This is a genomic window from Pseudomonas sp. H3_E04, assembly GCF_054668915.1.
This window is the reverse complement of record NZ_CP162797.1, coordinates 4,530,001-4,544,447: the sequence shown is the minus strand read 5'-3', so window position 1 is coordinate 4,544,447 and position 14,447 is coordinate 4,530,001. Positions and strand designations below refer to the sequence as shown.

The window sequence follows — 14,447 nt, the reverse complement described above, 5'->3', positions numbered from 1 at the left end:
GGCCGACATGAAACGTCTCGACATTTTGCTCACCGGCACCAGCCAGGCGATGACCGACCTGGCCCGGGAACTCGAACAGCACGGCCATGCACTGACCCGCAGCGGCGCGATACAAGCGGCGGTGGATCTGATCATCGACGATGGCTTTATCGGCGCTGGCGACTTCTGCGCGATCCCGCACCTGCACCTGCGCTTGGGTGTCGCCGCGCAAGGCCATGGCGGCCTGCCGACCCTCGACTTACTGTGCTTTCTCGGCTCGTCGCTGATCAGCCGCGTACCGATTGGCGATGAGCCATCCGGCAACGGTCAGTCGCTACGCCTACGAGCGCTTGCCCATGTGGTCGACGAAGTGGCGTTGCTGGTCAGCCGCTTTTCCCGCGATGCCGATTATTTGCGCCACGCCCCGGCCCTCAAGGCGCCGGATTTCGAACGCCTGGAAGACCTGCTGTTTCTCGACAAGCTAGCGTACGTCCACCGTCTCAACGACACGGCACACCCGGCGCTGCTGGAGCAGGCGAAAATCCCGCTGATCGAGCGCCTGCAACAGAGCCTGATCGAACATGCCGAACGACCGGCGCTGCACCTCGGTGGACAGTCCATCAACTACCGCCAGTTGCACGCCCACAGCCGGGCGATTCAACGGCGATTGCTGCCATTGCTTGAGCAACATCCGCAGCCGTGGGTAGTCGGCGTCTGCCAAGGCAAAAGCCCGGCGCTGTTCGCCTCGATTCTGGCGATTCTCGGCAGCGGCGCGGTGTACTTGCCGCTGGAGCCCAGCCATCCATTGCCGCGTCAGCAATACATCCTGGAAAACGCCGGCGCGGTGCTGTTGCTTCACGATGGACAGCAGGCGCTCAGCGAAACGATAGCGGGGCTGAATGTCAGTGGCATCGAGGCGACCGACGCGGACTTCAATCGACCGCTGATGCTGCACCGTCCCAAGCTCGATGCGCCGTGCATGGCGCTCTACACCTCGGGTACCACCGGGCATCCGAAAGGCGTGCTGCTCAGCCAGGCCAATCTCGCCCACTTCACCGCGTGGTACGCCGACTACGTGCAGTTGCGCGCCGAGAGTCGGGTGTTGCAGTTCTCATCGCTGAGCTTCGACTCATCGCTGATCGACATCTTCCCCAGCCTGCTCACCGGCGCCGAACTGGTGGCGCCCGACGACACCCAGCGCCGCGATCCTTTGCAGCTGGTGGCGCTGATTCGCCGGCGGCAACTGACCCACGCCTTCCTGCCACCGGCGCTGTTGAGCATCCTGCCGCTGGAGCAACTGGAGGGCGTGCAGGTGATGACCGGCGGCGATGTCTGCGAGCCGTTCGTCATCGAGCAACTGACCCGTCAAGGCGCCCTGCACAACCTGTATGGCCCGACCGAAGCCACCGTGCTGATCACCGCGCGCCAGCTCAAACCCGGGGACGGCAACCGCACGCTGGGAGGGCCGATCGCCAACAGTCGGGTGCTGATTCTCGACGACGATCTGCAACCGGTGCCCGATCAAACCGTCGGTGAACTGTTCATCGTCGGCCCCGGTGTCTGCATCGGTTACCTGAACAATCCGCAGCAGACCGCCGAGCGTTATCTGAACCTATCGCTGCCCGGCGGCGAAACCCTGCGCGCCTATCGCAGCGGCGACATGGCCAAGTGGGGCGAGCACGGTATCGAGCTGTGCGGGCGGCGCGACAATCAGGTGAAAATCCGTGGCTTTCGCGTTGAGCCGGAAGAGATCGAGCGCTGCCTGCGCGAGAGCCGCTTGTATCGGCAGATTGCCGTGGTCATCGACCGTCAGCGGCGCATTCTGGCGTTCCTCGCTCAGCCACAGACCGAGACTGCCCGCGACGAATTGAAGGCGCATGCCCGGCAATTTCTGCCGGACTACATGCAGCCGGTGGCATGGACTGAGCTGGCGCAGATGCCGTTCGCCAGCAACGGCAAAGTCGATCGCAACGCGCTGCTTGCATTGCCGGTGACGGTGCAGGACAGCGCTGCGAAATGCCTGCCGGCCAATGCTGACGAAGCGCTGCTTCTGGAGATCTGGGCCGAATTGCTGGAGCTGCCGACCAGCGACATTTCCACTGACGAAAGCTTCTTCAATCTCGGCGGCCATTCGATCCTGCTGTCGCGGATGTTGCTGCGCTTGCGCGAGGAGTTTGGCCGAAGCATTTCGATCAATCGCTTCATCGAACAGCCGACCATCAGCAAACTGGCGACGCTGGTGCGCGGCACCGGCGACAGCGCGGTACTCAGTGCCCAGGCCATGGCCGACTCTGAGCGTAAGCTGGATATCGAACCGCTGCCGATCAGCCGCATGGGCGATGTGCACAAGGTGATCGTCACCGGTGCCAACAGTTTTGTCGGCGTGCACATCGTCGAAGCGCTGCTCGGTTGGGGCGCCAGCGAAGTGGCCTGTCTGGTGCGCGACGGCGCCGGGCAAACGGCGGCGCAACGTTTCGCTCAGGCACTGCGCGAAAACCGTCTGGAGCACCTCGATCTCAGCCGTGTGCGGGTTTACGCAGCTGATATCAGTCGCTCGCAACTGGGCCTGGGCGATGACGATTACCAGCGCCTGGATCGCGAGTTCGGCGCGCTGGTGCACAACGCCGCCAACGTCAACCACGTACTCGATTACGAGTCGCTGGCCGCGGACAACGTCGAGCCGATCTTCGCCCTGCTGAAGTTGTGCGAAGGGCGGAGTAAAAAGGTCTTCAACTTTGTCTCGACCCTGTCGGCATCCAGCACCGTGGATGACGCCGGTCGAGTGCTGGAACTGCCCGCCGCCGCGACGCCGCCGATCTACATTCGCAACGGCTACAACCTGTCGAAGTGGGTCGGCGAACGCATCCTCGAAAGGGCGCGCGAGCAGGGTGTGCGGGTCAATCTGTATCGCCCCGGCAACATCAGCTTCAACAGCCTGAATGGCGTCTGCCAGCCGCACAAAAACCGTTTGATGCTGATGCTCAAGGGCTCGATCCAGCTCGGCCAGGTGCCGGCCTTTGCGCTGAATTTCGACCTGATGCCGGTGGACTTTCTCGCCCGCTTCATCGCCTTTCATGCCAGCCGTTATTCAGCGGATCGCGCGGTGTTCAATCTGCACAACCCCGAGCCGCTGAGCTGGGATGCCTACGTCGCGTCGTTCCGCGAAACCGGCAGCGAATTTTCGCTGGTCAGCGTCGCCGATTGGCAACAGCAACTGAACCGGGTCGACGCCGACAACGCGCTGTTCGGCGTGCTCGGTTTCTACCTCAACGGCTTCGAAGAAGACATCGGCGACATCTCGCAGATCGGCCACGCCAACGCCGAGGCCGGCGTGCAGCAGATGGGCGCGCACTACCCGCAAAAATCCCCGGCGCTGCTGCGTCGCGGCTGCGATTACCTGAAACAAATCAACTTCATCTGACTCATCCACAAGGAGCAACACCATGAGCAATCTGCAACCAGACACCCTGATCAAAAACCCGCAAGGCTGCCACGTCGTGTCGTCGGTGGAAGTGCCGGCGGACGCGGCAAAAGTCTGGGCGATCGTTGGCGATTTCGCTGGCTTCGATCGATTCATTCCGGCGCTGTCGCACACCGAAATGACCGGCGAGGGCGTGTCTTCGCTGCGCAAGAAATTCTTCAAGAACGGCAACGTCGTGGTCGAACAACTCAACTCGCGCGATGAACAGGCACAGCGCATGACCTGGACGACGATTTACAACACCCTGGGGGTGGCGAATCTGTGGGCGGCAATGCAGGTGGAATCGCTGAGCGAAGGGAAGTCGCGAGCAACCTGGACGATCATTGCCGAACCGGCTTGCGGCGGAGAAGAGGCGCTGCCGGAGTTCAGGGATTTCGTGCAGGGGTTTGCCGATGATGCGATGGGCAATGTGCTGAAGCTGCTTGTCTAAGGCTTTGGCTTTGCGGTGATCGTCAGACCGCTTTCGCGAGCAGGCTCGCTCCCACATTTGGAATGCATTTCCCTGTGGGAGCGAGCCTGCTCGCGAAGAACGATAACGCGGTCTGCGATCTGTAAATCAGATCTTGAAACTGTCAACCAATTGCTTCAACCGGTTCGCCTGCTGCGACAACGCATCACAATCCTTCAACGTTTCATTGAGGTTGGCCACGCTCTGCTGGTTCAACAGGTTGATCTGGTTGACGTCGACGTTGAGGGTTTCCACCACCGCCGTCTGCTCTTCCGTCGCCGCTGCAACCGATTGGTTCATGCCGTCGATTTCGCCGATGCGCTGGGTCACGCTGACCAGGCGCAGACCGGCCTGATTCGCCACTTCCACGCTTTGCTCGCTGGACGCCTGACTCGCGTTCATGGTGCTCACCGCTTCGCGCGAACCGACCTGCAGCGAGGTGATCATCTTGTGGATCTCTTCCGCCGATTCCTGGGTGCGATGCGCAAGGTTGCGCACCTCATCGGCAACCACGGCGAAACCACGTCCGGCTTCCCCGGCACGCGCAGCCTCGATGGCAGCGTTGAGCGCCAACAGATTGGTCTGCTGCGAGATGCCTTTGATCACATCGAGAATGTGGCCGATGTTATCGGTGCTCGCGTTCAAGGTTTCGATCTGCGTGCACGACAGGCTGATTTTCTGCGACAGCTCGGTCATCGCCTGGATGGTTTGCTCGACCACCTGACGACCATCATCGGCCTGCTCGGAAGCACCGCTGGCGTGCTGCGAAGCATCCGCCGCGTTGCGCGCGATCTCCTGAGTGGCGGCGCCCAGCTGATTGATCGCCGCCGCGACGCTGTTGGTGCGCGCACTTTGCTCATCGGAACCGACGATCGAAGCGTTGGACGAAGCCATCACCCGTTGTGACAGGTCATGTACGTGACGGGTCGCCGACGACACTTCGGAAATAGAAGCGTGAATGCGCTCGACGAACTGGTTGAACGCACTGCCCAGTTCACCGAACTCGTCTTTGCTCTCGACCACCAGACGCCGGGTCAGATCGCCCTCGCCCTGGGCGATGTCTTTCATCGCGCGGCCCATGGTGGTCAGCGGACGCATCAACACGTTGATCAACAGGCTCAACAGCAACGCAATCGCCGCGACCGCGACAAACATGGCGATCAACGCCGAAGTGCGGAATTGGCTGAGGGCGGCGTAGGCCTTATCGCGATCGATCGACAGACCGATGTACCACTGCGCATTCGGCAGATCGCTGACCGGGGTGAACGAGAGAATGCGCTCCTGACCGTTGAGCACGACATTCTGGTTGCCCTTCTCGATGCGCACGCTGGTGTTCGGGTAGATGTCCTTGAGGTTTTTCATTACCTGATCTTTGTCCGGGCTGACGATCACCTGACCGTCGGCACTGACCAGAAATGCATGGCCGAGGCCACCGAAATCCACCGAGTTGATGATCTTCACCAGGGTTTCCAGGCTCAGGTCACCACCGACCACACCGAGCAGTTCTCCGTCCTTTTTCACTGGCATCGCGATGGTTACTACCAAGCCACCGACGGCCGCCATGTACGGCGGGGTCAGCATGGTTTTGTCAGCGGCCACTGCCTGCTTGTACCAAGGGCGCTGACGCGGATCGTAACCGTCCGGCATCTTCGCATCAGGGCGCTGGGTGAAGACACCGTTGGCTTGCCCGACGTAGGTGAACTGGAAGTTCGACGTAAAGGCCGGCTGATCGACGAGGCCAGGAAAATCGGCATTTCTGCCTTGATGAGCAACGTTCTGCGCGAGGTTTTCCAGCACCAGAATCCGCCCGCTCATCCAGTTCTGCACGCTGCTGGCGGTCAGGTCACCGGCCTGCTGCACGGAAGACTGCAGGTTCTGGCGAATGGTGTTTCGCTGCAAGTAATCGTTGTAGAGCGTGAACAGCGCGAACGCCAGGACCACGACGCCCGAAGCGGCCAGGAGGATTTTATGGCTGAACTTGAGATTCATTTCATGGGACTTCTTATGCCAAAAGTGGGGATGCGTTCCGGTTGCAACATTCCATGTACAGCGCAGGCAGCGTTCTTCAGGGCCGCTCTACTTTGGTGCACGCATTTCTCACCAGTCTGTCGGCCAGCGGCAGAGAAATCTTAGGGCTGCGTGAGAAATGGCCGGGTTTTGGACAGGTTTCCCGCCGAACGGCGTGCCAGAGCGGCTGCGAGGGAATTTTTTAGCAACGACATCGGAGCGGCAGTTGCAAAATCTGTAACCCTTGATGACAATGCGACTAATTATCATTTGTGACGTTCGGGCTGGCGTGGTCATGTCTTCACCTGAGTTGGTCGTACAGGCGCTTTACGGTAGTCATCACGGCTGGCTCAACGCTTGGCTGCGCGCAAGGCTGGGCAATGCGGCGGATGCGGCTGATTTGGCGCAGGACACTTTCCTGCGTCTGCTACAACGCACCGAACGTCTCGAACTGAAAGCGCCCCGAGCTTTCTTGCGAACCATCGCGCGCGGTCTGGTGATCGATCATTGGCGCCGCGAGGAAATCGAGCGGGCCTATCTGGAGACCATTGCTCACTTGCCTGAAGGCGAAGTACCTGACGCCGAATCCCGCGCGTTGGTGCTGGAACTGCTGGAAAGCATTGCGCGCATGCTTGAGGGACTGAAGCCAAAAGTGCGTCAGGCATTTCTGCTCGCGCAGTGCGAAGGGTTAACGCACAAACAGATCGCCGAGCAGTTGGGCGTGTCGGTACGTTCAGTGGAACGCTACGTCGCCGATGCGCTGTATCACTGCTATGTGTTGCGGTATGAAAGCTGATGCCTGTGGATAACCTCTCACTCGGTCGCCGCGTCGAACCGCGCCAACAGGTGGTCAAGCAAGCGATTCACTGGCTACTGCGGCTGCGCAACAACCACGGCAATTCGCGGTTGACTCGTCAATGCGAGCAATGGCGCGCCGAGCATCACGAACACGAAATCGCCTGGCAGCGGGTGCAGTCGCTGCAAGCCGAATTGAGCTCCAGTCTGCGTGCCGTGCCGGGTGCGCAGGTCGCTTTCAACACCCTGGAAAACAGTGCGCAAGGTCTGGGCCGTCGCCAGGCCTTGAAGTTGATGTCCGGCGCGCTGTTGTTGGGCTCCGCCGCGTGGCTGGCCAAGGACAGCGCCGCCTGGCAGCAATGGAGCGCCGACTACGCCACGGTGACCGGCGAACGGCGCGGTTTCCAGTTGCCCGACGGCACGCGCATCGAACTCAACACCGCCAGCGCCGTGGATCTGGATTACACCGCGCAGCAGCGCCTGATCAAACTGACCCGTGGCGAGATCATCGTTACCTGCGGCGGCTCTGACGAGGGCGCGGCGACCGATCGACCGCTGCGCATACAGAATCGCCACGGCAGTTATGCGCCGGTCGATGCGCGTTTCATTTTGCGTCAGGAAGAACAGTGCACGCGGCTCAGCGTTACCCGTGGCCGGGTGGTGGTTCGCGCTGGCGGTCATTCGCTCGAAGCGCTCGCCGGGCAGAGTTTTCTGGTCGACCAAAGCGGTTTGCGCGCAGCGCCGACGCTGGATATGGATGCAGGCGCCTGGCTCGACGGTCTGATCGTCACGCGCAATATGCGGCTAGGTGACTTCCTCGCTGAAGTCGCACGCTATCGCCCGGGTTTTCTCAATTGTGCGGCAGATATCGCAGACTTGCGCCTCTCTGGGGTGTTCCGTCTGGAGGACACCGACAGGCTGCTGGCGATTCTGCCGCAAACGTTGCCGGTGCAACTGCGCTATCGCACCCGCTGGTGGGTGACCCTTGAGCATGCGGTGTGAAATTTTTTTGGCGGGTTTTTCCAGGCAGTCCGGCTTAGTCAGTAAGCACTTCAACTCAGCCCCCGCGACTGCCTACGGAAATCCACAATGACTGTCCGCGCCATTTGTAAGAATCCTCTGAATTTCACTGCACCATCGGCACCGCTGCGCCATGCGGTTCGGGCAGCACTGTTGTCCTCCGCGCTGGGCGTCAGCTTATTACCAAGTCTGGGTCTGGCCGCCAACACTGCCGGCACCGAGATCAGCCACCGCTACAACATTGCTGCCGGGCCATTGGGCGAGGCATTGAATCAGTTCGCCCGGCAGGCCGGCATCACCTTGGCGATGACGCCGCAACAGACCCAAGGTCAGCAATCTCCCGGCGTGCAGGGTGAATATTCGACCGATCAGGCCTTGACCCATTTGCTCGGCGGTTCCGGACTGGAAGCCGTCAGCCAGGACGGCAGCAGCTACATTCTGCGCCCGCTGGCTGAAAGCCAAGCAATGGCCTTGCCGGCTACTGATATCAAAGGTTTTGCCCTCGGCAACGCGCTGGGCAGCATGGCCGGCTACAACGCCACGCACAGCCAGATCGCCACCAAGACCAGTACCGCCCTGCTGGAGACCTCGCAAAGCGTATCGGTGGTGACGCGTGAGCAAATGGATGACCAAGGCTCGCAAACCGTCTCGCAAGCGATGCGTTACGCCCCGGGCGTGCTGACCAATCCGTACGGCGCCACGCACCGTTACGACTACGTGGCGATGCGCGGTTTCAACGACGGCTCGGTGGACAACATTTACCTCGACGGCCTGAAGTCGATGGGTGACAGCGGCACTTACAGCACCATGCAGGTCGATCCGTATTTCCTCGAGCGTGTGGACATTCTCAAAGGCCCGTCGTCCGTGCTGTACGGCCGCAGTTCGCCCGGCGGTCTGGTCGCGCTGACCAGCAAAAAGCCGTTGTATGAGGCTTATCATCAGGTGCAGGCCACGGTGGGGACACAAGGCCAGCGCGGGGTTGGTTTTGACTTCAGCGGCCCGGTCGATGACGACAAGCGCATTGCTTATCGTCTGACCGGTTTGAGCGATCAGTCCGACACGCAGTTCGATCACAACAAGGAAAAACGCTTCGCCCTCGCGCCGACGCTGAGCATCGATTTCAGTGAAGACACCTCGCTGACTCTGCAGGCCTATCTGCAACACGATCCGGACGGTGGTTACCACGGCGGCGTTCCGGCGGACGGCACGATCCATCAGCGCAATGGCGACCGCATCTCGCCGCGATTCTTCGAGGGCGAGCCGGGGATCGACGGCTACTCCCGTGACCAGCAATCGTTCGGCTATCAGTTCGAACATCGTTTCAACGACGTCTTCACGGCGCGGCAGAACTTCCGCTATCTCGACTCCAAAGTGAACATGGATCAGGTCTACGCCTATGGCTGGACCACCCCGACCAGCAATGAACTGAACCGCTATTACACCGGCGGTGATGAGCGCCTGCATGCGTTCATCGTCGACAACATGCTGCAGGCCGAATTCTTTACCGGCGCGACCAAGCACACAGTACTGATGGGCGCCGATTATCAACGGCGCAAAACCGTGGTCGACTGGACCAGCGGTGGACTGGCGCCAATCAATGCGTTCAATCCGGCGTATGGTAACTCGGCGATCGAAATGTACGGCGACACCAGCTATCTGCGTCGTCTCGAGCAGACTGGTGTGTATCTGCAAGACATGATCGAGATGGACAAATGGCGCTTCTCGCTGGGCCTGCGTCAGGATTGGGTAGAGACATCCGACGAAAACCGCATTGCTGAAGCCGGGCGTCCCGTTGGTACGGAGATCAATGATCGCCGCACCAAGCTGACCGGCCGTGCGGGCGCTCTGTACCTGTTCGATAACGGCCTGGCGCCGTATATCAGTTACTCCGAGTCATTCAACCCGAACTCCTATGCCGACAGCGCTGGCAATCCACTGGCCCCCACCGATGGCACGCAGTGGGAAGTCGGTTTGAAGTACCAGCCGCCGGGCACCGACAACCTGTTCACCGCCTCGCTGTTCCGCATCGATCAGGAAAACCTCGCGACCAAACTGCCGCAGGAAAACTTCTATCGCGCGGTCGGTGCCGTACGCTCGCAAGGTCTGGAGCTGGAAGCGCATATGCAACTGACCGACAACTTCAAAGTACTCGGCAGTTACACCTTCACCGATATTGAATATTCGAAATCGATGATCAGCACTTTGAGTACGCCGACCGATGTCATCGAGAACAAAGGCAACTCACCGACTCAGGCGCCGCGACACATGGCCTCGCTGTGGGCTGACTACAAGTTCGACAGTGCCGCGCTCGATGGGCTGCGGTTGGGCGGTGGTGTGCGCTATGTCGGCTACAGCTGGGCCGATGCCGAGAACACCTTGAAGGTGCCGTCTTACACGTTGTTCGACGCCTCGATTGGTTATGACCTGGGCAAGATTGGTTTGAAGGGTGTTGATGTTCGGCTCAATGCGAACAACCTGACCAACGAGTCTTATGTTGCGTCCTGCGCCAGTCTGAACTTCTGCTACATGGGCGAAGAACGCAACGTAGCGGCGACCGTCAGCTATCAGTTCTAAAGCATTGTTCTGTGCATGAAAAAGCCAGCCCCTGATGTCAGGGGCTGGCTTTGTCGTTTATTCCGGGTGTCTTGCATGCGTGCGTTTCTGGTTTTGTTGCATCGTTACATTGGCTTGGCTACAGCGGTGTTTCTGTTGCTTGCGGGCCTCACAGGCAGTGTGCTGGCGTTCAATCACGAACTGGATGAGTGGCTGAATCCGCAGTTCTACGAGGCGACTTCACTGGGTGAGCGCTTGCCGCCGGGCGCGTTGGTTGATGCGGTGCAGACTGCGCATCCGAAACTGCAAGTCTGGTACATGGAGTATCCGCAGGAGGCGGGGCATACGGCGGTACTGGCGGCAGTTCCACGCAAAGATCCAGCAACGGGCAAGTCGTTCGATGAACGCAATCAGGTGTTTTATCTGGATCCGGTGAGTGCGCAGCAGAAAGGCGCTCGCTACTGGGGCGAATGCTGCTTCCAGCGGGAGAACTTCATCCCGTTCATTCTGGAGTTTCACTACAACCTGACATTGCCCGGTAACTGGGGATTGCTGTTGATGGGCCTGGTGGCCATCGCGTGGGTGATCGACTGCTTCATCGCATTGTGGCTGACCTTGCCGCGCGGCAAGCCCTTTTGGAAGAAGTGGGCTACTGCGTGGAAGGTGAAAGGCGGGCATGCCTACCGTTTGAACTTCGATCTGCATCGCGCCGGCGGATTGTGGTTGTGGCTACTGCTGTTACCGATCGCCGTCAGCAGCGTGGCGATGAACTTGCCGAGCCACGTGTTCAAGCCTGCGGTTTCGTTATTTTCGCCGATCGAGCCGAGCGTTTACGAAGCCAGAGGACGAATGCCCGCCGATCAACTGGGGACGACACAGTTAAGTTATCAACAGGCGTACGAAAGGGCATTGCACGAAGGGAAACGATTAGGACTGACGGCGGCGATCGGCGAGTTGTATTACAGCTTTGAATACAACTTCTACGGCGCGGGGTTTGGACAGCACGATACAGACGCACACGGTAAATCCTGGTTGTTCTTTCACGGTACCGACGGACGCTTGTTAGGACAGGAAATCGCCGGACAGGGCACGCTTGGGGAGCAGTTCTATCGACTCCAGTTGCCGATACATGGGGGACGGATCATCGGGATGACAGGGCAGGTAATGATCGCGGTATTGGGTGTGTTGATTGCGGGGCTGTCAGGGACGGGCGTTTATATCTGGTGGCGCAAGTGGCAGGCACGACGCGGCAGCAAGACTCGCAGAACGGCCTGATCTTTCGTACACGCTTAAATGACAAAACCCCTGTCTGCGTTAGCAGACAGGGGTTTCGGAATTCAATCTTGACGATGACCTACTCTCACATGGGGAAACCCCACACTACCATCGGCGATACATCGTTTCACTTCTGAGTTCGGGATGGGATCAGGTGGTTCCAATGTTCTATGGTCGTCAAGAAATTCTTTATCTGGCCCGTCAACACGGTAACAAGCCAGCAAAAACAGGAACTTCTACTAAAACAAAACCCAACTGCTTTCGCAATTGGGGTTTCGGAATTTAATCTTGACGATGACCTACTCTCACATGGGGAAACCCCACACTACCATCGGCGATGCATCGTTTCACTGCTGAGTTCGGGATGGGATCAGGTGGTTCCAACGCTCTATGGTCGTCAAGAAATTCGGGTACTGACTCGTGACCAGATGGCCTCGCTTCAGCAAATTGGGTATGTGACAGCTTTCGGTGTTTGTGCGCTTCGAACTTTCGGTTCGTTTCGTCTTCACACACCGCAATCTGGTCTCTTTCGAGTTCGCAAATTGCTTGGGTGTTATATGGTCAAGCCTCACGGGCAATTAGTATTGGTTAGCTCAACGCCTCACAGCGCTTACACACCCAACCTATCAACGTCGTAGTCTTCGACGGCCCTTCAGGGAACTCAAGGTTCCAGTGAGATCTCATCTTGAGGCAAGTTTCCCGCTTAGATGCTTTCAGCGGTTATCTTTCCCGAACATAGCTACCCGGCAATGCCACTGGCGTGACAACCGGAACACCAGAGGTTCGTCCACTCCGGTCCTCTCGTACTAGGAGCAGCCCCTCTCAAATCTCAAACGTCCACGGCAGATAGGGACCGAACTGTCTCACGACGTTCTAAACCCAGCTCGCGTACCACTTTAAATGGCGAACAGCCATACCCTTGGGACCGGCTTCAGCCCCAGGATGTGATGAGCCGACATCGAGGTGCCAAACACCGCCGTCGATATGAACTCTTGGGCGGTATCAGCCTGTTATCCCCGGAGTACCTTTTATCCGTTGAGCGATGGCCCTTCCATACAGAACCACCGGATCACTAAGACCTACTTTCGTACCTGCTCGACGTGTCTGTCTCGCAGTCAAGCGCGCTTTTGCCTTTATACTCTACGACCGATTTCCGACCGGTCTGAGCGCACCTTCGTACTCCTCCGTTACTCTTTAGGAGGAGACCGCCCCAGTCAAACTACCCACCATACACTGTCCTCGATCCGGATAACGGACCTGAGTTAGAACCTCAAAGTTGCCAGGGTGGTATTTCAAGGATGGCTCCACGCGAACTGGCGTCCACGCTTCAAAGCCTCCCACCTATCCTACACAAGCAAATTCAAAGTCCAGTGCAAAGCTATAGTAAAGGTTCACGGGGTCTTTCCGTCTAGCCGCGGATACACTGCATCTTCACAGCGATTTCAATTTCACTGAGTCTCGGGTGGAGACAGCGCCGCCATCGTTACGCCATTCGTGCAGGTCGGAACTTACCCGACAAGGAATTTCGCTACCTTAGGACCGTTATAGTTACGGCCGCCGTTTACCGGGGCTTCGATCAAGAGCTTCGCGTTAGCTAACCCCATCAATTAACCTTCCGGCACCGGGCAGGCGTCACACCCTATACGTCCACTTTCGTGTTTGCAGAGTGCTGTGTTTTTAATAAACAGTCGCAGCGGCCTGGTATCTTCGACCGGCATGAGCTTACGGAGCAAGTCCTTCACCCTCACCGGCGCACCTTCTCCCGAAGTTACGGTGCCATTTTGCCTAGTTCCTTCACCCGAGTTCTCTCAAGCGCCTTGGTATTCTCTACCCAACCACCTGTGTCGGTTTGGGGTACGGTTCCTGGTTACCTGAAGCTTAGAAGCTTTTCTTGGAAGCATGGCATCAACCACTTCGTCACCCAAAGGGTAACTCGTCATCAGCTCTCGGCCTTAAGATCCCGGATTTACCTAAGATCTCAGCCTACCACCTTAAACTTGGACAACCAACGCCAAGCTGGCCTAGCCTTCTCCGTCCCTCCATCGCAATAACCAGAAGTACAGGAATATTAACCTGTTTTCCATCGACTACGCTTTTCAGCCTCGCCTTAGGGACCGACTAACCCTGCGTCGATTAACGTTGCGCAGGAAACCTTGGTCTTTCGGCGTGGGTGTTTTTCACACCCATTGTCGTTACTCATGTCAGCATTCGCACTTCTGATACCTCCAGCAAGCTTCTCAACTCACCTTCACAGGCTTACAGAACGCTCCTCTACCGCATCACCCGAAGGTGATACCCGTAGCTTCGGTGTATGGTTTGAGCCCCGTTACATCTTCCGCGCAGGCCGACTCGACTAGTGAGCTATTACGCTTTCTTTAAAGGGTGGCTGCTTCTAAGCCAACCTCCTAGCTGTCTAAGCCTTCCCACATCGTTTCCCACTTAACCATAACTTTGGGACCTTAGCTGACGGTCTGGGTTGTTTCCCTTTTCACGACGGACGTTAGCACCCGCCGTGTGTCTCCCATGCTCGGCACTTGTAGGTATTCGGAGTTTGCATCGGTTTGGTAAGTCGGGATGACCCCCTAGCCGAAACAGTGCTCTACCCCCTACAGTGATACATGAGGCGCTACCTAAATAGCTTTCGAGGAGAACCAGCTATCTCCGAGCTTGATTAGCCTTTCACTCCGATCCACAGGTCATCCGCTAACTTTTCAACGGTAGTCGGTTCGGTCCTCCAGTCAGTGTTACCTAACCTTCAACCTGCCCATGGATAGATCGCCCGGTTTCGGGTCTATTCCCAGCGACTAGACGCCCTATTAAGACTCGCTTTCGCTACGCCTCCCCTATTCGGTTAAGCTCGCCACTGAAAATAAGTCGCTGACCCATTAT

At 58.4% G+C, this 14,447-nt stretch carries 7 protein-coding genes, 3 rRNA genes and 1 pseudogene (1 of these 11 running past the window's edge); 6 read left to right on the top strand and 5 right to left on the bottom strand.

All coding sequences use genetic code 11. The features are described 5' to 3' along the window. Positions 1 to 7: 7 nt before the first annotated feature. Together AB4N53_RS20610 and AB4N53_RS20605 are read left to right on the top strand one after the other, a co-directional pair. Positions 8 to 3,400, top strand: coding sequence for an amino acid adenylation domain-containing protein (locus AB4N53_RS20610; RefSeq protein WP_460122695.1), 3,393 nt, complete (start codon positions 8 to 10; stop codon positions 3,398 to 3,400). A gap of 22 nt (positions 3,401 to 3,422) precedes the next feature. Further along, the gene (locus AB4N53_RS20605; RefSeq protein WP_460122693.1) at positions 3,423 to 3,890 is read left to right on the top strand and encodes an SRPBCC family protein; all 468 of its coding nucleotides are present in this window, start codon (positions 3,423 to 3,425) and stop codon (positions 3,888 to 3,890) included. Positions 3,891 to 4,016: 126 nt separating this feature from the next. Here AB4N53_RS20605 and AB4N53_RS20600 read toward each other — a convergent pair whose 3' ends face one another. Beyond that, complete coding sequence (locus AB4N53_RS20600) at positions 4,017 to 4,802, bottom strand: methyl-accepting chemotaxis protein (RefSeq protein WP_370593577.1); 786 nt, start codon at positions 4,800 to 4,802, stop codon at positions 4,017 to 4,019. Between the two features lie 117 nt (positions 4,803 to 4,919). Further along, a pseudogene (locus tag AB4N53_RS20595) lies at positions 4,920 to 5,897 on the bottom strand (cache domain-containing protein); the annotation flags it as partial. A gap of 313 nt (positions 5,898 to 6,210) precedes the next feature. On the opposite strand from AB4N53_RS20595, the gene AB4N53_RS20590 reads away from it, so the two are divergent. From AB4N53_RS20590 to AB4N53_RS20575, 4 genes are all read left to right on the top strand, one after another. Beyond that, positions 6,211 to 6,711, top strand: coding sequence for a sigma-70 family RNA polymerase sigma factor (locus AB4N53_RS20590; RefSeq protein ID WP_041479723.1), 501 nt, complete (start codon positions 6,211 to 6,213; stop codon positions 6,709 to 6,711). Then, on the top strand, positions 6,711 to 7,712 hold the full coding sequence (locus AB4N53_RS20585; RefSeq protein WP_460122691.1) for a FecR domain-containing protein: 1,002 nt from the start codon (positions 6,711 to 6,713) through the stop codon (positions 7,710 to 7,712). Before AB4N53_RS20590 ends, AB4N53_RS20585 begins: the two co-directional genes overlap by 1 nt. A gap of 87 nt (positions 7,713 to 7,799) precedes the next feature. After that, entirely contained in the window at positions 7,800 to 10,304 is a 2,505-nt protein-coding gene (locus tag AB4N53_RS20580; RefSeq protein ID WP_460122689.1) for a TonB-dependent siderophore receptor, read from the top strand. 75 nt (positions 10,305 to 10,379) lie between these two features. Then, the gene (locus tag AB4N53_RS20575; protein WP_460125201.1) at positions 10,380 to 11,558 is read left to right on the top strand and encodes a PepSY-associated TM helix domain-containing protein; all 1,179 of its coding nucleotides are present in this window, start codon (positions 10,380 to 10,382) and stop codon (positions 11,556 to 11,558) included. A 66-nt stretch (positions 11,559 to 11,624) separates the two neighbouring features. On the opposite strand, the gene rrf (AB4N53_RS20570) is transcribed toward AB4N53_RS20575, so the two are convergent. The 3 genes from rrf (AB4N53_RS20570) to AB4N53_RS20560 all read right to left on the bottom strand — a co-directional run. Beyond that, positions 11,625 to 11,740, bottom strand: a 5S ribosomal RNA gene (rrf, locus tag AB4N53_RS20570). 104 nt (positions 11,741 to 11,844) lie between these two features. Continuing rightward, positions 11,845 to 11,960: ribosomal RNA gene (rrf, locus tag AB4N53_RS20565) — 5S ribosomal RNA — on the bottom strand. Between the two features lie 155 nt (positions 11,961 to 12,115). Beyond that, positions 12,116 to 14,447, bottom strand: a 23S ribosomal RNA gene (locus AB4N53_RS20560); it runs 562 nt beyond the window's last position.